We start from the raw sequence: 18056 nt of genomic DNA on the forward strand, positions 1-18056 counted from the left end.
GGCCCCGGCGCGCCGCTCCGGGCGGGGTCGGGGGTCAGCCCAGGACGAGCTCGCCCCGGGTGTCGGAGACGCCGGTCTGCCACTCGGCGGCGCCCTCGGTGCCGTCGGAGGCGCGCCACACACGGTCGTTGTAGGAGACCGAGGTGAGCCCGTACTCCTCGGCGTGCGCGACCGCCCACAGGGCCATCGCCCAGCCGCGGTCGCCGGTGGCCGACGCCGGGGCGTCGGTCAGCGCCGCGGGCTCCACCCCGAACACACGCGCCAGCTCCTGCTCCGCACCCGCCACGTCCGCCTCGCCCGCGGTGAGCGCGGCCAGGGTCTCGCGGTCGTACCAGCAGGTCAGGCCGGGGCCGCGGGTGCCGGTGAACACCTCGTTCATGCGCTGCGACAGCTTCTCGTGCTGGTCGTAGGCGAACCCGTCGGCGCTGCGCTGCACCGCCTGGGCGGCCTCGAACACCGGCCGGCTCTCCCAGCCGTCGACCTCCACCAGCGCGTCGTAGAAGGCGCGGCTGGAGTACACCGGGTCGAGGATCTCCTCGGGTGCGCCCCACTCCTGCGACGGGCGCTGCTGGAACAGGCCCAGCGAGTCGCGGTCGCCGTATTCGAGGTTGTAGAACGCGGTCTCCTGCCACACCGTGGCGTAGGCCACGGTCACCGCCTCCGGCGGCAGGTCCATGCTGAAGGCGACCCCTCCGACGGTGGTCGCGCTCACGGCCTGCTCGACCTTCATCGAGTACTTGCCGTCGGACAGGTCGAGCCGGCACTCGGTCTTCGGCTCGGGCTCGGGGGATGAGATCGGGTCCACGTTGGTCAGCACGTAGTAGCCCCCGGCGACGAGGGCCCCACAGACGATGAACAGCGCGATCAGGATCTTGACGAACGCGGAGAATCTACGGCGCTTTGGCAACGGACGACCATCGGCTAGGGGACAAGGGACGGGAACGCGGGAACGAAAGCGGTGGGCGCCGTTCCGGGGAGGCGGGCCGTGCGGCGCTCCGGGCGCATTGTAGTCAACGCGGCACCGAACATGGCTCGGTCGCGGCCGCGCGGGCACGCCGACCGGGCATCCCGGGGCCGGGGGATCCCCGGGGAACTACTAACGTGGAGACCATGACCAGCTCCTACTCCAGCCCGCTGCCCGACCGGATCGACGAACTCTGGGAGCAGCGTTCCGAACTGACCCCGGACCACGCCGAGGCACGCGGGATCATCACCTCCGCCATCGACCAGATCGACGAGGGCAAGGCCCGGGTGGCCTTCGTCGACCCCGCCACCGACGAGGTCGTGGTCGACGAGCGCGCCAAGCGCTCCATCCTGCTCGGTTTCAAGGTCCTGGACATGAAGGAGTCGCAGGTCGGCGACTTCTACCACCACGACCGCATGCCGCTGAAGACCCGCTTCGACGGTGTCCGCGTCGTCCCCGGCGCCATCGCCCGCTGGGGCTCCCACCTGGCCCCGGGCGTCGTGCTCATGCCGTCCTTCACCAACATCGGCGCCTACGTCGACTCCGGCACCATGGTCGACACCTGGGCCACGGTCGGCTCCTGCGCGCAGATCGGCCGCAACGTCCACCTGTCCGGCGGCGTGGGCGTCGGCGGCGTCCTGGAGCCGCCGCAGGCCTCCCCGGTGATCATCGAGGACGACGCCTTCCTGGGCTCGCGCAGCATGGTCGTCGAGGGCGCCCGGGTGCGCACCGGCGCCAAGCTCGGCGCGGGCACCATCCTCACCTCGTCCACCCGCGTGTTCGACGCCGAGACCGGCGAGGAGCTCAAGCGCGGCGAGGCCCCGGCCTGGTCGGTGTGCGTCACCGCCAACCGGGTCAAGAGCTTCCCCGGCGGCGACTTCGGCATGCCGGTGCTGCTCGTCCTCAAGCGGCTCGCCGAGGGCCAGGAGCACGACAAGCTCGCCCTCAACGACCTGCTCCGCGAGCACGGCGTCAACGCCTGACCCGCGGACCCGAGTCCGGTACGGGGCGCCTCCCACCCGGGGGGCGCCCCTCGGCGTTCCAGGGTGGTGTGTCGCCTGCACGCAACACCCGCAGAACCCGATCCTGTACGGGGTGCCTCCCATTCGGAGGCCCCTTTCGGCGTTCTAGGGTGGTGTGCGGTGCACGCAACAGAACGTGCGGTGCGCGCACCCGCGCCGCACGCCACGACCATGGAAGACGGGGACGCCCTCATGCTCGACCTGACCTCGGACGTCGCGGACCTCACCGCCGCACTCGTGGACACCCGCTCCGAGAGCGGGACCGAGAAGGTCCTCGCCGACGAGATCGAACGCGCCCTGTCGGCGCTGCCCCACCTGACGGTGACCCGCGACGGCGACGCCGTCGTCGCCCGCACCGGCCTGGGCCGCGAGCGCCGCGTGGTCATCGCCGGGCACATCGACACCGTGCCCATCGTCGACAACGTCCCCTCCCACGTCGACGGCGACCGCCTCTACGGCTGCGGCACCTCCGACATGAAGGCCGGGGTCGCCGTCCAGCTCAAGCTGGCCGCCCTGGTCGCCGAGCCCGTGCACGACGTCACCTACGTCTTCTACGACAACGAGGAGGTCGACGCCGAGCGCAACGGCCTGCTGCGCCTGTCCCGCAACCACCCCGAGTGGCTGGCCGGGGACTTCGCCATCCTCATGGAGCCCACCGACGGCGTCATCGAGGGCGGCTGCCAGGGCACCATGCGGGTCGAGGTCGTGGCGAAGGGCGAGCGCGCCCACAGCGCCCGCTCCTGGATGGGCGTCAACGCCATCCACGGCGCCGGGGCGATCCTCGACGTGCTGCGCGCCTACACCCCCCGCGAGCCCGAGGTGGAGGGCCTGCGCTTCCACGAGGGCCTCAACGCCGTGTTCATCGAGGGCGGGGTCGCGGGCAACGTCATCCCCGACGAGTGCGTGGTCAAGGTGAACTACCGCTTCGCCCCCGACCTGTCCGTGGCCGGCGCCGAGGCCCACCTGCGCGAGGTCTTCGACGGGTTCGAGGTGCGCCTGGCCGACGCCGCCGCCCCCGCCCGCCCCGGGCTGGACCACCCCGCGGCGGCCGCGTTCGTGGCGGCGGTGGGGGAGGGGAGGGCCCGCGCCAAGCTGGGCTGGACCGACGTGTCCCGCTTCTCCGAGCTGGGCGTGCCCGCCGTCAACTACGGCCCCGGCGACCCGACGCTCGCCCACACCCGCGACGAGTACGCCGAGATCCCGCGCATCCGCGAGGCCGAGGAGCGGATGATCGCCTGGCTCACCGGGGCCCGCTGACCCGCCCCGTACCCCCCTGACCTGGGGCGGGCCCGTCCCGCGTCCCGGAGTCGGCCACAGGTGGCCACCGCCGGTCCACGTCCGGTTCAGGTGTGATCCGCTCCGGCGCGGATAGCTTTAGGCCATGACGGAAGAAGCAAACGGGAAAGAGCAGGTGAGGAACGCGGGCCCCCTCACCTACCGCGGCGAGGCCATCCCCGGCACCACCACCGACCAGCGGCTGCTGGACCGGCGCGGCCCCACCGACTGGGTGCACACCGACCCCTGGCGGGTGCTGCGCATCCAGTCGGAGTTCGTGGAGGGGTTCGGCCTCCTCTCCGAGCTGCCCTCGGCGGTGAGCGTGTTCGGGTCGGCCCGCATCAAGCCGGGCACCCGCTACTACGACCTCGGCGTCCAGATGGGCGCCCGGCTCGCCGAGGCGGGGTACGCCACCATCACCGGGGGCGGCCCCGGGATGATGGAGGCCGCCAACAAGGGGGCCAAGGAGGCGGGCGGGCTGTCCGTGGGGCTGGGCATCGAGCTGCCCTTCGAGCAGTCCCTCAACCCCTACATCGACATGGGGATGACGTTCCGCTACTTCTTCGTGCGCAAGACCATGTTCGTCAAGTACTCCCAGGCGTTCGTGGTGCTGCCCGGCGGGTTCGGGACCCTGGACGAGCTGTTCGAGGCGGCCACGCTCGTGCAGACCAACAAGGTGACCCGGTTCCCGGTGGTGCTGGTGGGCTCGGAGTTCTGGGGCGGGCTGGAGAAGTGGGTCCGCGAGAGCCTGCTGGAGAACGGGCTCATCAAGCCGCACGACATGGACCTGGTCCGGGTGGTCGACGACCCCGCCGAGGTCGTGGACATCATCAAGAAGTCGCACCTGGACATCGCCCGCGAACAGGAGGAGCTGGAGCGCGCCCGCTTCGACGGGTCCTGACGCCCGCGGCCCGGCACGCGGGTCAGGACCCGCGTGCCCCGGGGCCCGGGTCCCGGCCGCCCGTGTGCTCCCACCGGGCGGCCGGGTGTGGCACGATCGGAGCCGTGCCTTATCTCATCCTCTTCCTGGTCGCCGCGGCCGCGCTGGCCGTGCTCATCGGCGTCGTCTACGTCGTGCTCGGCAAGGGCGGGCGCCTCGCCCGGTTCGAGGCCGACTACCCCCCGCTCGACCTGCCCGCCGACCGCCCGGTGAAGGCCGTGGAACTGGGTCGCCTGCTGCTGCCGCTGGCCATGTGGGGCTACCACGTGCGCGCCGTGGACGAGCTGCTGCTGCGGCTCACCGCCACCCTGCGCGAGCGCGAGGCGCGGATCGAGGACCTGGAGTGGCGGCTGTCGCGCCTGGACCCGTCCTACGTCCCGCAGGGGACCGGCCCCACCCCGGGCTCGCACCTGCCCGGTGACGCACCCCTCGCCGATGACCCCGCCGCTGGGGACCCCGGCGCCGGGAGCGCCGCCGCGGACCGGGACGACACCGACCGGGACACCGAGGTCCCGGACCCCGCGGACCGGGACACCGACGATGACGACGGCGACGCCCCCCGGGGCGACGCGATCGGCGCCACCGCCGACCGCAACGCCTGAGGCGGCGGGCCCGCGGACCCCGCAGGGCACCGCGCTCCCCCCGGGGCCGGTCACCCTTCGCTCACGGGTGTTCCGGGTATGTCGTGCATCACACGGGCGCTGTCCTTCTCGGGCCGATCCGTCGCGTTCGCGTGCTCTATTCTCGGTCGCTGTACTCGTGTACCCCCGCCCCACCCCTGGAGCGGGTGCATTCTTTGTGAGGATGTCGAGGATGGACGCACCAGCCGAGCTGGAGTCGGGAGCCGAGGACCGGAACGGCGCCGCCGCGCCGTCGACCTCCGCCGTCCCCGTGCAGCAGGTGTCCCTGTGGTCGCCGCCCCGCTCCGTCCAGGGCAGTGCCCGACGCCGCCGCCGGATCACCGGGCTGGTCGTCGGGACGGCCGCCGTCCTGCTCGTCGCGGGCGGCACCGCCGCCGCGTGGGCGCTGATCGGCGGCGACGCCGAGGACGTTCCCGACGCCGGGGTGCCGGCCGAGGACTTCGTCGGCTCGTGGGCGGGCGAGATGACCCAGGTCGACACCGAGGGCGCGCACGTCGCCGACTGGCACGCCGAGGTCCGGATCGAGGCGGACGCCGAACGCGGCAGCACCGCCTGGACCACCTTCACCTGCTCCGGGACGCTCGAACTGGCGGCGACCGACAACGACCGCCGGGTCTACACCTACACCGAGACCGCCGACCCCGAGGAGCGCTGCGTCGACGAGGCGGAGCTGACCGTCTGGCCGGGCACGGGCGGGCTCAACGCGGAGTGGTCCTCCGTCACCCGCGAGGGGACCCGGATGGTCTCCACCGGCCTTCTCTCCGGCGGGGCCTGAGCGACACCGCAGGTCGGCGCCGTCACCGGGCGCCATCGCCGTCGGGCGGCATCGTTATGGGGAAGTGCCGGTCCGGTGTGGTTCAAGTGCCCCGGGAGGGGGAGGAGACCGGTCGGCTTCCCGTGCTCTCACGGGGTTTCGGCCAGGACCGATATAACCTTACTGACCGACGATTCCTCGTTGGTTTGTGTGCGCGACGCCCCCGGGTGCCGTGGTACGTCGCACACACGGGGGCGAACCTCCGAGATAATGGTCGAAGAGTGATTCACGCCCCTTAAGTCACACGGGCGTGGGTCGCACGGAACCGGCCCACGGTTTCGAGGCCGAGACGGACCCAGCGGATCGGCGTCGGTGCTGTGGCCCGGCCACCCGCGAGGAACACGAGAAAGGGGAATGGCATGGCGGCAATGAAGCCGAGGACCAGTGACGGGCCGTTGGAGGTCACCAAGGAGGGTCGCGGCATCATCATGCGGGTTCCGCTCGAAGGCGGCGGTCGCCTGGTCGTCGAACTGACCCCGGCCGAGGCCACCGAACTCCGGGACGCGCTCCAGGGCGTCGTCGGCTAGCACCGGCACCACCGTCCCCCACCCCGGGCCGGATGAGCCCCGACACCCCCGAGGTGGTCACACCTCCCAACGAGTGAACGATTGTGAGCGGTCTGTGCCCTTCGCCACGGAGATCAACCCCGTCACCGGGGCCCTCGACGACACCGCGGCCGACCTCCTCGTCCTCCCCGTACAGGCGGCGGACGAAGGCCCGGCGGCGGTCGAGGGGGTCGAGGAGGGCGGCCTGAGCCGGGTGCTCCCGGCCCCGCTCACCGATCTGTTCGCGCATTACTCGCTCACCGGCAAGGCCGGTGAGTCGGTCCAGTTCCCGGTGGCCCGGGACCAGGGTCTGGCCAGGCTGGCCCTCCTGGGGGTCGGATCGGGTTCCCCCGACGACCTCCGGAAGGCCGGCGCCGCCCTGTCCCGGGCCGCTCGGGGCCGCGAGCGCGTCGCGTTCGCCTGGCCCGCCGCCCTCGCCGGGGAGGCCGCCGCCACGGCCTTCGCCGAGGGGGCGCTGCTGGCCTCCTACACGTTCACACTGAAGACCGCGGAGCCCGAGGCCGCCCAGCGCCCCGCCCCCGCGATCGACGTCGTCGGGGACGCCCCCGCCGACGCCCTGGCCCGGGGCGCCGTCCTGGCCCGCGCCACCGCCCTGGCCCGGGACCTCATCAACACCCCCTCCCGGGAGAAGGACCCCGCCTGGATGGCCGAGCGTGCCCGCGAGGTCGCCGCCGAGGCCGGGCTCGCGATCAGGGTCTGGGACGAGAAGGACCTGGAGAACGAGGGCTTCGGCGCCATCCTCGCCGTCGGCCAGGGCTCGGCCCGGCCGCCCCGCCTGGTCCAGGTCTCCTACACCCCGCAGGACCCCGACGCCCCGCACGTGGTGCTGGTCGGCAAGGGGATCACCTTCGACACCGGCGGCCTCTCGCTCAAGCCGAACGAGAACATGGCGCTGATGAAGACCGACATGAGCGGCTCGGCGGTCGTCCTGGCCGTGCTGTCGGCGCTGTCCGCCGTGTCCGCGCCGGTGCGGGTCACCGGCCTGCTGGCCCTGGCCGAGAACGCCTTCTCGGGCGACGCCACCCGCATCGGCGACGTGCTCACCACCTACTCCGGCACCACCGTCGAGGTGCTCAACTCCGACGCCGAGGGCCGTCTGGTCCTGGCCGACGCGCTCGCGTACGCCGTCGACCGGCTGGAGCCCGACACCCTGGTGGACGTCGCCACGCTCACCGGCGCCGCCAAGCTCGCCCTGGGCACCGGCACCGCGGCGCTGTACAGCAACGACGACGCCCTGGCCGAGCGGATCACCGAGGCCGGCAAGGCCGCGGGCGAGCCGCTGTGGCGGATGCCCCTCACCGAGGAGTACGTCCCCACCACCAAGTCGCGGGTCGCGGACCTGGCCAACATCGGCACCCGCAAGGAGTTCGGCCCGGCGGGCGCCACCGACGCGGCCCTGTTCCTGCGCGAGTTCACCGGCGGGCTGCCCTGGGCCCACCTGGACATCGCCGGTCCGGGGCGGTCCACGAAGGAGAGCGGCATCCTCAGCCGGGGCGGCACCGCGTTCGCCACCCGGACGCTGCTGCGCTGGCTCGCCGAGTCCTGACCGGAGAACGCCGAGGCGCCCACGGGGTTCTGGAGGCCCGGAGTGGATGTCCGGGGAACGAGGATGTTCACGTAGGGGCGAAGGTTCCCGTTCTCCGGGCGCCGGAGCACGGCCCGAAGCAAGTACGAGGGCCCGATCGCCGTGCGATCGGGCCCTTCCTGTCCGCTCCGGCCCTCCGCTTCGGGCCGTCCCTCAGCGGCGGATGGCGGCGAGGAGGCCCTCGCCCAGCGGCATCAGCAGCGGGATGAACGCCTCGTCCTCCCGGATGCGCCCGATGACCTCGCGGACCGCCGTCTCGGCCGGGTCCGGGGCGCGCAGCGGACCGTCCGGTCCACCCGGCCCGGACAGCACCCCGTGCAGCACCACCATGCCGCCCGGCCGCAGCAGGCGCAGCGCCTCGTCCAGGAACACCGGGTAGGAGCGCCGCTCGGCGTCCACGAACACCAGGTCGTAGCCGCCGTCGGTGAGCCGCGGCAGCACCTCCGCCGCCGTGCCGCGGATCAGCCGGGCCCGCCCCGCGCCGAACCCCGCCCGCGTGAACACCGACCGGGCGTGGTCCAGGTGGACCGAGTCGGAGTCCATCGTCGTGAGGATGCCCTCGCGGGCCATGCCGCGCAGCAGCCACAGCCCCGAGGCGCCGTACCCCGTGCCGATCTCCACCACCGACCGGGCACCGATCGAGGCGGCCAGGAACCGCAGCGCGGCCCCCGCCGCCGGGTCCACCGCCGGGGCGAGCGACCCCGCCGCCGCGTCGTAGGCGTCGGCGAGCGAGTCGTCCCGCAGGGCCTCCTGCTCGAACCGCGCCTGCTCGGTGCGGACCCAGGTGAGCCTGGCCGCTGTCTCTTCCACGCCGGTGATGACGCCCTCCCGCTGCGATGGTCTGTGAGAACTGTGGTCGGGGCGTCCGACCGGCACAGGGTCACCCACCGTGGAAGGATGATCGCGATCGGGTCACGGCCCACGGCAAAGCCTAACGTGATCCGGGGGCCGACCCGAGCGTGGCGACGGGAACTTAATCGGCGCCCGTCGGCGTTGAACCGGGAGGAACGTACGTTGATCGCCACGAAGCAGTACTCCCCCCGAGCGCACTGCCCGGACGCATCGACGGGATGAAGGGAGAAGCGGTGCCAGAATCCGGCCCTGCCGCGGAGTTCGAGGCATGGGAACCGCCGAGCTGGGACGAGGTCGTCCGCACCCATTCCCCCCGGGTGTACCGACTCGCCTACCGGTTGACCGGCAACAAGCACGACGCCGAGGACCTCACCCAGGAGGTCTTCATCCGTGTCTTCCGCTCCCTCGCCAACTACACCCCCGGCACCTTCGAGGGGTGGCTGCACCGCATCACCACCAACCTCTTCCTGGACATGGCCCGGCGCAAGGCCCGCATCCGGTTCGAGGGCCTGGCCGACAACGCCGACGAGCGCCTGGAGGGCCGGGAGCCCTCGCCCGCCCAGCGCTACGACGACCGGCACTTCGACGCCGACGTCCAGGCCGCCCTGGACGCGCTGCCCGCGGAGTTCCGCGCCCCCGTCGTCCTCTGTGACATCGAAGGCCTCTCCTACGAGGAGATCGCCGCGACGCTCGGCGTCAAACTCGGCACCGTGCGCAGCCGTATCCACCGGGGCCGCGCCCAACTGCGCCGCGCCCTGGAGCACCGGCGGTCCCTGGCCGCCGCTGAGAACACCGGGGAGGCGGAGTGAGCAGAGAACACCTGGGAGAGCGACTCTCCGCGCTCGTCGACGGGGAGCTGGGCCCCGCCGAACACGAGAGCGCCCTCATCCACCTGGCCAAATGCGAGAACTGCCGGTTCGAGGCGGACATGATGCGCCGGCTCAAGCGCCGGCTGCACGGCCTGGGCGAGCCCGAACCCGACCTCGACTTCATGGGGCGGCTCGTGGGGCTGTCCCGCGGGGACGCACCGGGGGGTCCCGACCGGGGCCCTTCTGAGCCGCCGTCCGGAGGCGCGGGCTTCGGCTCCCGTCCGCCTCTGGGCTCCTCCCGCCCCCTCGGCGGCTTCCCGGACGCGGGGCCGACCCCGCCGCCGGTCCCGATGATGCCCGAGGAGACCGTGGTCGCCCCGGAGCGGCGCACCCGCCGCCGCGGCGAGCGGTTCTCCCACCTGTTCCCCACCCTGCCCGGCGGCCGCTACGCGGTCGCGGGGGTCGCGGTCGCCACCGCCCTGCTGGGCGGCGCGTTCGTCGCCGGCGGCGAGACCGGCGACGCCCCGGTGGTGGAGCCCCGCCTGTCGGACTTCGCCGTCGAGCACGCGGTGACCAGCCGGGTCATCCCGGCCGTGGACACCCCGCCGTCCCCGGCCCCCTCCGGGCCCGGACCGGATCTGCCGACGCGGTGAACGCGGGGGGACCCTCCGCGCACCCGGTACCGGCCGCCCTCGCGGCCCTGGTGCTCCTGTGCCTGCTGCTGACCGCGGGCGCCCACCCGTGCGCCGACGCGGTGCCCGCCGAGGGCCCCGACGACGGCATGCCCGTGCTGCGCCGCTCGGCCGCGGGCGGCACCGCCTACACCGCCATCCGGGAGATGACCGGGGAGGCGGGGCGCGACGCCCCGCCCACCCGGGTGGTCGACCGGCCGGGGGACGGGGTGGCGCTCATCCCGATGACCGAGGGCGCGCGGCCCTTCGTGGTGGCCGACAGCCCGTTCAAGGAGCTCGACGAGCGGCTGCTCACCACCCTGGAGCGCGTGTACACGGTCGCCGACGCCGGGATCGACGAGGTGGACGGCCGCCCCGCGCACGCCGTGGAGGCGGTCCGGGCCAACGGCACGGTCGCCGGGCGGTTCTGGGTGGACGTCGACACCGCCGTCCTGGTGGGCGGCTCGGTGTACGGGCGCGACGGCCGGGAGGTGCTCGGCTTCCGGCTGAGCGACCTGGAGCCGGGCGACGGGCACTGGCCGGAGGAGGTCGCCGGGGACTCCCCGTGGGGCGACGTCCTGACCCCGGCCGAACGCGAGGCGCTGCGCGCGGACGGCTGGGTCCTGCCCGAGAACCTGGCCTGGAACCTGAGCCTGATCGACGCGCGCGGCACCGTCCACGCCGGGCACAAGGTCGTCCATGCGGTGTATTCGGATGGATTGTCGCAGGTGTCGGTCTTCTCCCAGCGTGGGAAGCTGGACGAGGACACGGTCCGTGGCGGATCCGCCGGAACCGGAACCGGGGGAACAGGCGTCACACCCCAACATGACACGATCTTCGGCGGCCGGTACCACGGCATGTGGCAGGCGGACGGATTCGTCTACACGGTCCTGGCCGACGCGCCGACGGACCTGACCGCCTCGGCGGTGACGGCCCTGCCGGGCCCGGACGACTCCGGTTTCTGGGCCCGGGTCCACCGGGGCCTGTCACGCCTGGGGCTGCTGTAGGCCCCCGCCGCGTCCGACCGAAAGCCACAGCGACACACGGAGCAGGTCTTGACTGAGGAAAACGGCCGTCCTGAACAGGGGAGCGGCCCGGGGCGGCCGACCCCCGGCTTCGGCGCACCCGAACCGACGTCGGGCCGGGCGCTCCCCGCTCACCGACCCCACGCCTCGCCTCCCGGCAGTGGAGAACCCATGCACCCCAATCCCCAGGGCCGCCCTCCCTTCGGCCCCTCCGACCCCACCTCCGCCGCCGGGTACACGCCGACGGGCCAACAACCCCCCTCGGGCCACCCGGGCCCTGGAGGCCCCGGCGGCCCCAACGGTCCCGGTGACCCCACCGGTCACGCGGGCCACACCGGTCCCGGCGGTCCCGGGTACATGCCGACGGGGCAGCAGGCCTCCTTCGGCCAGGGCGACCCCGGCGGTCACGCGGGTGCCAGTGGTCCCGGCGCGTCCTCGGGGCAGGCAGGTCCCGGTGGTTCTGGTGTGCCCTTCGGCCACGCAGGTGCCAGTGGTCCCACGGGACACGCGGGCCCCGGCGGGCCTTCCGGGCACGCGGGCGCCGGTGACCCCGGCAATCCCACGGGCCACGCGGGTGCCAGTGGTCCCGGCGTGCCCGGGTTCGCGGCGCCGACGGGGCAGCAGGCGGCGTTCGGCGCGGGTGAGCCGCAGACCGGGGAGACCGGCGCGGACGCCTACGGCGCGGACACGTACGGGTACGCGGCGGCCGGGGCGGCGCCGCGGCGGGAGAAGCGCGGGGTCCCCGCGTGGATGGCGCTCAGCGGCATGCTGGTCGTCGCCCTCATCGCGGGCGGCGCCGGCGGTGTGGCGGGCGGGATCCTCGCGGGCGGCACCGCCCAGGAGCCCGCGCCCCAGGCCGAGGGCCCCACGATGAACGAGCCCCCGCCCGAGGCGCCCCAGCGCGACCCCGACACCATCGCGGGCGTCGCGCAGCGGGTCAGCCCCAGCGTGGTGTCCATCCGCAGCGCGGACCGCAGCATCATGGGCGGCGGCTCCGGGTTCATCATCGAGGGCGACTACGTGGTCACCAACGACCACGTCTCCTCCGAGCTGGAGGACGACGGCATCCTCGTCGAGTACAGCGACGGCAGCCTCTCCCCGGCCACCGTCGTGGGCGCCGACCCCAGCTCGGACCTGGCGGTGCTCACCCTGGAGGACCCCATCGACGTGGAGCCCCTGGAGTTCGGCGACTCCGAGCAGGTCATCGTGGGCGACGAGGTCATCGCCATCGGCGCGCCCCTGGGCTACTCGGGCACCGTCACCCAGGGCATCATCAGCGCCGTCAACCGGCCGGTGACCTCCGGCGAAGGCCCCAACGCCAGCCGGTTCTACGCGCTCCAGACCGACGCGGCCATCAACCCCGGCAACTCCGGCGGCCCGCTGGTGGACACCCAGGGCCGGGTCATCGGCGTCAACTCGATGATCGTGACCATGGGCTACGCGGGTGAGACCGCCGGCAACATCGGCCTGGGCTTCGCCATCCCCTCCCTGGAGGTGGAGCGGGTCGTGCAGCGCATCATCGAGGACGGCGAGGCCACCTACGCCGACCTCGGCGCCGAGATCGACGTCGAGCGCACCCTGGCCGGCGCGGCCGTCCGGTCCGTGGAGTCCGGCGGCGCCGCCGACAGGGCCGGCCTGCGCTCGGGCGACGTCATCGTCCGTTTCGACGGCCGCACGGTCAACTCCGGCCAGGAGCTGCTGGCGATGATCCGCGACCGCTCCCCGGGCGACGAGGTCGAGGTCGAGTACGAGCGCGGCGGCAACGCCGACACCACCACGATCACCCTCGACTCCAGCGACTGACCGCGGACACGGCGAAGGCCCCCGGGTGCACACCCGGGGGCCTTCCCGCGTCCTCCGTGTCGCTTACTTGCGCATGGGGGAGATGCCGAGCTGCATCCCGGCCAGGCCGCGCGGGCGGCCCACCAGGCTCTCGGCGATCGACTCGATGATCTTGGACGCCTCGGCGTCGGGGTCGGTCAGCACCAGCGGCTTGCCCTCGTCGCCGCCCTCGCGCAGGCGCGTGTCGAGCGGGATCTGGCCCAGCAGCGGGATGTCCGTGCCCAGGGTGCGGCCCAGGGCGTCGGCGACGACCTGCCCGCCGCCCTCGCCGAAGAGGTGGATCCTCTCGCCGTTGTGCTCGTAGTACGACATGTTCTCGATCACGCCCGCCACCCGCTGGTGGGTCTGGGCGGTGATGGAGCCGGCGCGCTCGGCGACCTCCGCGGCGGCCTGCTGCGGGGTGGTCACCACCAGCAGCTCGGCGGTCGGCAGCAGCTGCGCCACCGAGATGGCGATGTCGCCGGTGCCCGGGGGCAGGTCCATCAGCAGGACGTCGAGGTCGCCCCAGTACACGTCCGACAGGAACTGCTGGAGGGCGCGGTGCAGCATCGGCCCGCGCCACACCACCGGGGTGTTGCCCTGGGTGAACATGCCGACCGAGATGACCTTGATGTCGTGCGCGGTCGGCGGGATGATCATGTCCTCGACCTTGGTCGGGAAGTCCGACGCGCCGAGCATGCGGGGCACCGAGTGCCCGTAGATGTCGGCGTCGACGACGCCGACCTTGTGCCCCTGGGCGGCCATGGCCGCGGCGAGGTTGACGGTGACGGACGACTTGCCGACGCCGCCCTTGCCGGAGGCGACCGCGAAGACCTTGGTGAGCGAGTTCGGCTTGGCGAAGGGGATCTCCTTCTCCGCCTGGCCGCCGCGCAGCTTGGTCTGCAGCTCCTTGCGCTGCTCGTCGCTCATGACGTCGAGTTCGACGCGCACGGAGGTGACCCCGGCGACCTTGGTCACCGCCTCGGTCACGTCCTTCTCGATGCGGCCACGCATGGGACACCCGGCCACCGTCAGGAAGATGCCGACGTGCACGGAACCGTCGTCGCCGATGTCGACGCTCTTGACCATTCCGAGGTCGGTGATGGGACGGCGGATCTCCGGGTCTTGCACCGTGGCCAGGGCCTTGTGCACCTGTTCGGTGGTTGGTGTGGAGGACATGTACTCAATCGTAGGTCAGCGGGACGGGGTACTCGGTCCGCGGTCTGCCACAACGGACCGTTCATTCCAACGAGGGGCGTTCGCCCCGCTATTCCATTCCCGGGTCAACATGTGCCCCCCGCGGCGACCTGCCCGGATCCGCACGGTGACCGGCCGATAACGGCGCGGACTTAACGCAGGCAATACATGGCCGGATAGTAATCTCAGCGCACGATGGGAAATGTTCCACCACCGCCGGGTTCGTCCTGGCCCGCCGCCCCGGAAGGGCCGGAGGGACAGGCGTCACGGACCCATGCCCAGGAGCAGACCTGGGCGGGGCCGCCCGGGGGAGGGCGGCTGACCCCGCCCGAGGGGCACCCCGCGGTGAACGCCGACCCCGGCGTGTGGGCGTGGCCGCCCCCGAGCCCGGTGCGGACCCGGCAGAGCGACCCGTTCGCCCCCGCCGGGATACCGGAGGGTGAGTCCTATCACAGGCTCGGGCGGACCTCGTGGTACCGCTGGTGGACGCCGCTGCTGACCCTCGCGGTGCTCGGCGTCCTGGTGTTCTTCCTGTGGGTGGCGATGGCGCTGGCCGTCACCCTGGTCGCGGTCCTGGGCGGCAGCGGCCTGGCCCCGGAGTCGGTGAAGGTCGGCGAGATCGCCGGACTCGCCTTCGGGCTCATCACCGCGGCCCTGTTCATCCCCATCGCGGTCTTTCTGGTGCGGGTGGTGCAGTGGCGCCGCGTGGGGTCGCTGATGTCGGTGGAGGGGCGCACCCGCTCCCGCTGGCTGCTGCGCTGCACGGCCCTGGCGGTCGGCCCGGTGGCGCTGGGCACGGTCGCCTACATGCTGCTGGCCGACCGGTTCGGCCTGGCCCCGGTCACGACCGAGGCGGCCTGGAACGGCCGGGCGCTGCTCGCCGCCCTGGCGGTCATCGCCCTGCTGGTGCCGTTCCAGTCGCTGGCCGAGGAGCTCACCCTGCGCGGCCTGGTCATGCAGCTGGTGGGCGCGCTCGGCGCCCGCCCGGGCGAGCCCGACGGCTCCGGGCCGGTCGCCCGCGTCCTGCGCTCGCCCTGGCCCGCGATCCTGGCCGGGAGCACGCTGTTCCCCGCGATCTACGCCTCGACCCACCGGGACGAGCCCTGGGCCGTCACCGCCCTGGTGCTGCTCGGGCTGGCGCTGTCCTGGCTGACCTGGCGCACCGGCGGCTTGGAGGCCGCGATCGGCCTGCACGTGGTGGCCGCCCTGGCGCAGTTCACCCTCACCGTCCTGGCGGGCGGCATCAGCGCCATCGGTACCGGCGCCGTCCTGGGCGCGGGGCTGGCCCCGGGCACCGGGACCCCGCTGGTACTGGTGCTCACCGCGGCCCAGACCGGGCTCTACGTGCTGCTGGTCCTGCGGGCGGCGCGCCGCACGGGCGTGCGCCGCCTCTCGCCGGCCTGACGCCTCAGGCGCCCTCCCGGGCCTCCCGCACCGGAGCCTCCCGAGTCTCGGCGGTCTCCCGTGCCTCAGTGCCCTCCCGCGCCTCCGCGGGCTCCTGCACCTCGACCACGGCCGTCTCGGGCTCCTCGGGGAACACCCACGTCCGGTAGGAGAAGAACCGGAACAGCGTGCCCAGCGCCACCCCCACCACGTTGCCCGCGATGTTGCGCGACAGCGGGTCGTCGAACCCCAGCACGTACACCGAGAACGCCTGGCAGCCCAGCTGGATGAGCATCCCCACCCCGTTCATCGCCAGGAACAGCAGCGTCTCCCGCCCGTACCCGGTCCGGGCCCGGTCCGCGAACGTCCAGAACCGGTTCCCCACGAACGCCACCGCGATCGACACCAGCGTGCCCAGCACCTGCCCGGGCAGCGCGTCCATCCCCGCCACCTCCCACAGGAGGTTCGTGACGGTCAGCTGCACCGCATACGCCACCGCACCCACGGAGCCGAACTTGCCCAGCTGGGCGATGAGCGCGGCGAGCCGCGGATACCGGGTGAGGAACGCGCGCACGGGGCCTCCGGGATGGGGATCACCTGCGGTGACGGGGCGACTCGGGCCGGGTCGTGGACACGCCCTAGACTTCTGACCGGGGGTAGGAGCAACCCCGGCCGCGGGTTCCGAGCCGTTCCGGCCAGGCTCCGTCGTGCGCGGAGCCGTCCCGTCACCGCGGTTCGAGCAGATGAGTTGAGGAACTGTGAGCGAGCGTAACCGCACCGTCCCCCGCGTGGGAATGGTGGGAGGGGGTCAACTCTCCCGCATGACCCACCAGGCCGCGATCGCCCTGGGGGTGGACTTCGGGGTCCTGGCCGCCAGCCCCACCGACAGCGCCGCCCTGGTCAACGGGAACGTCACCCTGGGCGACGACCGCGGACTCGACGACGTCCTGGCCTTCGCCAAGGCCAACGACGTGGTGACCTTCGACCACGAGCACGTCCCCGAGCCGGTGCTGCGCGCGGTGGAGGAGGCGGGCGGCCTGCTGCGCCCGGGCCGCGACCCGCTGCGCTTCGCCCAGGACAAGCTGCGCATGCGCACCCGCCTCACCGAGCTGGGCGCCCCGGCCCCGCGCTGGCGCGCCGTCACCTCCCCGGAGCACGTCGCCGCGTTCGCCGCCGACACCGGCTGGCCGGTCGTCCTCAAGGCCGCCCGCGGCGGCTACGACGGCAAGGGCGTGTGGGTGGTGGACGACGCCGGGGAGGCCGGGCAGGTCGTGGCGCGCGCCGCCGCCGAGGACGTCCCGCTGCTGGTGGAGGAGAAGGTCGCGTTCGAGCGCGAGCTGGCCGTCCAGGTGGCCCGCTCCCCGCACGGCCAGGTCGCCGTCTACCCGGTGGTGGAGACCGTGCAGCGCGGCGGCATCTGCCACGAGGTGATCGCCCCGGCCCCCGGCCTGTCGGAGGACAAGGCCACCCGCGCCCAGCAGCTGGCCATCGAGATCGCCCACGCCCTGGACGTCACCGGCGTGCTCGCGGTGGAGCTGTTCGAGACCGCCGACGGCGTGGTCGTCAACGAGCTGGCGATGCGCCCCCACAACTCCGGCCACTGGACCATCGAGGGCGCCCGCACCTCCCAGTTCGAGCAGCACCTGCGCGCCGTGCTGGACCTGCCGCTGGGCTCGCCCCGCACCAACGCCCCCTACACCGTCATGGCCAACCTGCTGGGCGGCGAGGACCCCGAGGTCTACCGCCGCTATCTGCACGTGATGGCCGCCGACCCCGAGATCAAGATTCACTTCTACGGCAAGGACGTGCGTCCGGGCCGCAAGATCGGGCATGTCACCGTGACCGGCGACGATCACCGCGACCTGCTGGAGCGGGCCCGCGCCGCCGCCGACTACCTGCGAGGAGACGACCAGTGAGCAAGGACCCCGTGGTGGGCATCGTGATGGGCTCGGACTCCGACTGGCCGGTGATGCGGGAGGCGGCCGAGGCCCTGCGCGAATTCGACGTCCCCTTCGAGGCCGACGTGGTGTCGGCGCACCGGATGCCGCACGAGATGGTGTCCTACGGCGCCGACGCGGCGGGCCGGGGCCTGAAGGCGATCATCGCCGGGGCGGGCGGGGCCGCCCACCTGCCGGGCATGCTGGCCTCGGTGACGACCCTGCCGGTCATCGGCGTCCCGGTGCCGCTCAAGTACCTGGACGGGATGGACTCGCTGCTGTCCATCGTGCAGATGCCGGCCGGGGTGCCGGTGGCGACGGTGGCGGTGGGCGCGGCCCGCAACGCCGGCCTGCTGGCGGTGCGGATGCTGGCGATGCACGACCCGCTGCTGGCGGAGAAGATGGCGAAGTTCCAGGTGGAGCTGCGCGAGCAGGCGCACGCCAAGGGCGAGCGGCTGCGCCGCGAGGCCGCCGAGGGCTCCCGGCCGACCGGCTTCGGCCTCTAGCCCCAGGAGAGCGCTCCGGCGCCCCGGTGCCCGCACGGGACCGGGGCG

The 18056-nt window shown here is 73.3% G+C and carries 18 protein-coding genes; 14 read left to right on the top strand and 4 right to left on the bottom strand.

Features of this window, described 5'->3' with window-relative positions:
* Nucleotides 1-34 precede the first annotated feature (34 nt).
* Complete coding sequence (locus tag ACJOT3_RS19840; RefSeq protein WP_406974372.1) at nucleotides 35-907, bottom strand: hypothetical protein; 873 nt, start codon at nucleotides 905-907, stop codon at nucleotides 35-37.
* Nucleotides 908-1110: 203 nt separating this feature from the next.
* On the opposite strand from ACJOT3_RS19840, the gene ACJOT3_RS19845 reads away from it, so the two are divergent.
* The 7 genes from ACJOT3_RS19845 (at nucleotide 1111) to ACJOT3_RS19875 (ending at nucleotide 7768) form a co-directional block, all read left to right on the top strand.
* A complete protein-coding gene (locus ACJOT3_RS19845) occupies nucleotides 1111-1947 on the top strand; it encodes a 2,3,4,5-tetrahydropyridine-2,6-dicarboxylate N-succinyltransferase (RefSeq protein WP_406974374.1) in 837 nt (278 codons plus the stop codon).
* A 231-nt stretch (nucleotides 1948-2178) separates the two neighbouring features.
* Nucleotides 2179-3243: a succinyl-diaminopimelate desuccinylase gene (gene dapE / locus ACJOT3_RS19850; RefSeq protein WP_406974399.1), complete on the top strand. Its 1065-nt coding sequence runs from the start codon at nucleotides 2179-2181 to the stop codon at nucleotides 3241-3243.
* 124 nt (nucleotides 3244-3367) lie between these two features.
* Nucleotides 3368-4162 carry an LOG family protein gene (locus tag ACJOT3_RS19855; RefSeq protein WP_406974376.1) on the top strand — a complete coding sequence of 265 codons (795 nt, stop codon included), beginning with the start codon at nucleotides 3368-3370 and terminating at the stop codon, nucleotides 4160-4162.
* Between the two features lie 104 nt (nucleotides 4163-4266).
* Entirely contained in the window at nucleotides 4267-4803 is a 537-nt protein-coding gene (locus ACJOT3_RS19860) for a hypothetical protein (protein WP_406974378.1), read from the top strand.
* 211 nt (nucleotides 4804-5014) lie between these two features.
* Complete coding sequence (locus ACJOT3_RS19865) at nucleotides 5015-5617, top strand: hypothetical protein (protein WP_406974380.1); 603 nt, start codon at nucleotides 5015-5017, stop codon at nucleotides 5615-5617.
* Between the two features lie 398 nt (nucleotides 5618-6015).
* Nucleotides 6016-6183 (top strand): DUF3117 domain-containing protein, encoded by a 168-nt coding sequence (locus ACJOT3_RS19870; RefSeq protein ID WP_406974382.1) that lies wholly within the window; start codon nucleotides 6016-6018, stop codon nucleotides 6181-6183.
* Nucleotides 6184-6277: 94 nt separating this feature from the next.
* Nucleotides 6278-7768: a leucyl aminopeptidase gene (locus ACJOT3_RS19875; RefSeq protein WP_406974383.1), complete on the top strand. Its 1491-nt coding sequence runs from the start codon at nucleotides 6278-6280 to the stop codon at nucleotides 7766-7768.
* A 192-nt stretch (nucleotides 7769-7960) separates the two neighbouring features.
* Here the strand turns inward: ACJOT3_RS19875 and ACJOT3_RS19880 are convergent, their stop codons facing one another.
* The gene (locus tag ACJOT3_RS19880) at nucleotides 7961-8551 is read right to left on the bottom strand and encodes an O-methyltransferase (protein ID WP_406974401.1); all 591 of its coding nucleotides are present in this window, start codon (nucleotides 8549-8551) and stop codon (nucleotides 7961-7963) included.
* 326 nt (nucleotides 8552-8877) lie between these two features.
* Between ACJOT3_RS19880 and sigE the strand changes: the two genes are divergently transcribed.
* The 4 genes from sigE (at nucleotide 8878) to ACJOT3_RS19900 (ending at nucleotide 12967) form a co-directional block, all read left to right on the top strand.
* On the top strand, nucleotides 8878-9468 hold the full coding sequence (sigE, locus tag ACJOT3_RS19885; RefSeq protein ID WP_406974385.1) for an RNA polymerase sigma factor SigE: 591 nt from the start codon (nucleotides 8878-8880) through the stop codon (nucleotides 9466-9468).
* Nucleotides 9465-10121, top strand: a complete 657-nt coding sequence (locus ACJOT3_RS19890) for an anti-sigma factor family protein (RefSeq protein ID WP_406974387.1) — start codon at nucleotides 9465-9467, stop codon at nucleotides 10119-10121. Before sigE ends, ACJOT3_RS19890 begins: the two co-directional genes overlap by 4 nt.
* Nucleotides 10118-11146, top strand: a complete 1029-nt coding sequence (locus ACJOT3_RS19895) for a transcriptional regulator (RefSeq protein ID WP_406974389.1) — start codon at nucleotides 10118-10120, stop codon at nucleotides 11144-11146. Before ACJOT3_RS19890 ends, ACJOT3_RS19895 begins: the two co-directional genes overlap by 4 nt.
* Nucleotides 11147-11755: 609 nt before the next feature.
* Complete coding sequence (locus ACJOT3_RS19900; protein ID WP_406974390.1) at nucleotides 11756-12967, top strand: S1C family serine protease; 1212 nt, start codon at nucleotides 11756-11758, stop codon at nucleotides 12965-12967.
* A gap of 63 nt (nucleotides 12968-13030) precedes the next feature.
* Here the strand turns inward: ACJOT3_RS19900 and ACJOT3_RS19905 are convergent, their stop codons facing one another.
* Nucleotides 13031-14164, bottom strand: coding sequence for an Mrp/NBP35 family ATP-binding protein (locus ACJOT3_RS19905; RefSeq protein WP_406974392.1), 1134 nt, complete (start codon nucleotides 14162-14164; stop codon nucleotides 13031-13033).
* Between the two features lie 363 nt (nucleotides 14165-14527).
* On the opposite strand from ACJOT3_RS19905, the gene ACJOT3_RS19910 reads away from it, so the two are divergent.
* A complete protein-coding gene (locus ACJOT3_RS19910) occupies nucleotides 14528-15586 on the top strand; it encodes a CPBP family intramembrane glutamic endopeptidase (RefSeq protein ID WP_406974394.1) in 1059 nt (352 codons plus the stop codon).
* Nucleotides 15587-15590: 4 nt separating this feature from the next.
* Here the strand turns inward: ACJOT3_RS19910 and ACJOT3_RS19915 are convergent, their stop codons facing one another.
* Nucleotides 15591-16139, bottom strand: a complete 549-nt coding sequence (locus ACJOT3_RS19915; RefSeq protein ID WP_406974396.1) for a GtrA family protein — start codon at nucleotides 16137-16139, stop codon at nucleotides 15591-15593.
* A gap of 184 nt (nucleotides 16140-16323) precedes the next feature.
* Here ACJOT3_RS19915 and ACJOT3_RS19920 point away from each other — a divergent pair, with 184 nt between their 5' ends.
* Together ACJOT3_RS19920 and purE are read left to right on the top strand one after the other, a co-directional pair.
* On the top strand, nucleotides 16324-17481 hold the full coding sequence (locus ACJOT3_RS19920) for a 5-(carboxyamino)imidazole ribonucleotide synthase (protein ID WP_406974398.1): 1158 nt from the start codon (nucleotides 16324-16326) through the stop codon (nucleotides 17479-17481).
* Nucleotides 17482-17507: 26 nt separating this feature from the next.
* Nucleotides 17508-18008 carry a 5-(carboxyamino)imidazole ribonucleotide mutase gene (gene purE / locus ACJOT3_RS19925; protein WP_406974403.1) on the top strand — a complete coding sequence of 167 codons (501 nt, stop codon included), beginning with the start codon at nucleotides 17508-17510 and terminating at the stop codon, nucleotides 18006-18008.
* The last annotated feature ends 48 nt before the right edge of the window (nucleotides 18009-18056 follow it).

It is taken from the genome of Nocardiopsis protaetiae, from assembly GCF_045446735.1.
GTDB classification, from domain to species: Bacteria; Actinomycetota; Actinomycetes; order Streptosporangiales; family Streptosporangiaceae; genus Nocardiopsis; species Nocardiopsis protaetiae.

What these genes read in the sequence shown, in the direction of transcription:
- purE (WP_406974403.1), top strand. Translation starts at nt 17,508, where the DNA reads ATGGGCTCGGACTCCGACTGGCCGGTGATGCGGGAGGCGGCCGAGGCC.
- dapE (WP_406974399.1), top strand. Translation starts at nt 2,179, where the DNA reads ATGCTCGACCTGACCTCGGACGTCGCGGACCTCACCGCCGCACTCGTG.
- sigE (WP_406974385.1), top strand. Translation starts at nt 8,878, where the DNA reads ATGAAGGGAGAAGCGGTGCCAGAATCCGGCCCTGCCGCGGAGTTCGAG.
- ACJOT3_RS19865 (WP_406974380.1), top strand. Translation starts at nt 5,015, where the DNA reads ATGGACGCACCAGCCGAGCTGGAGTCGGGAGCCGAGGACCGGAACGGC.
- ACJOT3_RS19905 (WP_406974392.1), bottom strand. Translation starts at nt 14,164, where the DNA reads ATGTCCTCCACACCAACCACCGAACAGGTGCACAAGGCCCTGGCCACG.
- ACJOT3_RS19845 (WP_406974374.1), top strand. Translation starts at nt 1,111, where the DNA reads ATGACCAGCTCCTACTCCAGCCCGCTGCCCGACCGGATCGACGAACTC.
- ACJOT3_RS19870 (WP_406974382.1), top strand. Translation starts at nt 6,016, where the DNA reads ATGGCGGCAATGAAGCCGAGGACCAGTGACGGGCCGTTGGAGGTCACC.
- ACJOT3_RS19855 (WP_406974376.1), top strand. Translation starts at nt 3,368, where the DNA reads ATGACGGAAGAAGCAAACGGGAAAGAGCAGGTGAGGAACGCGGGCCCC.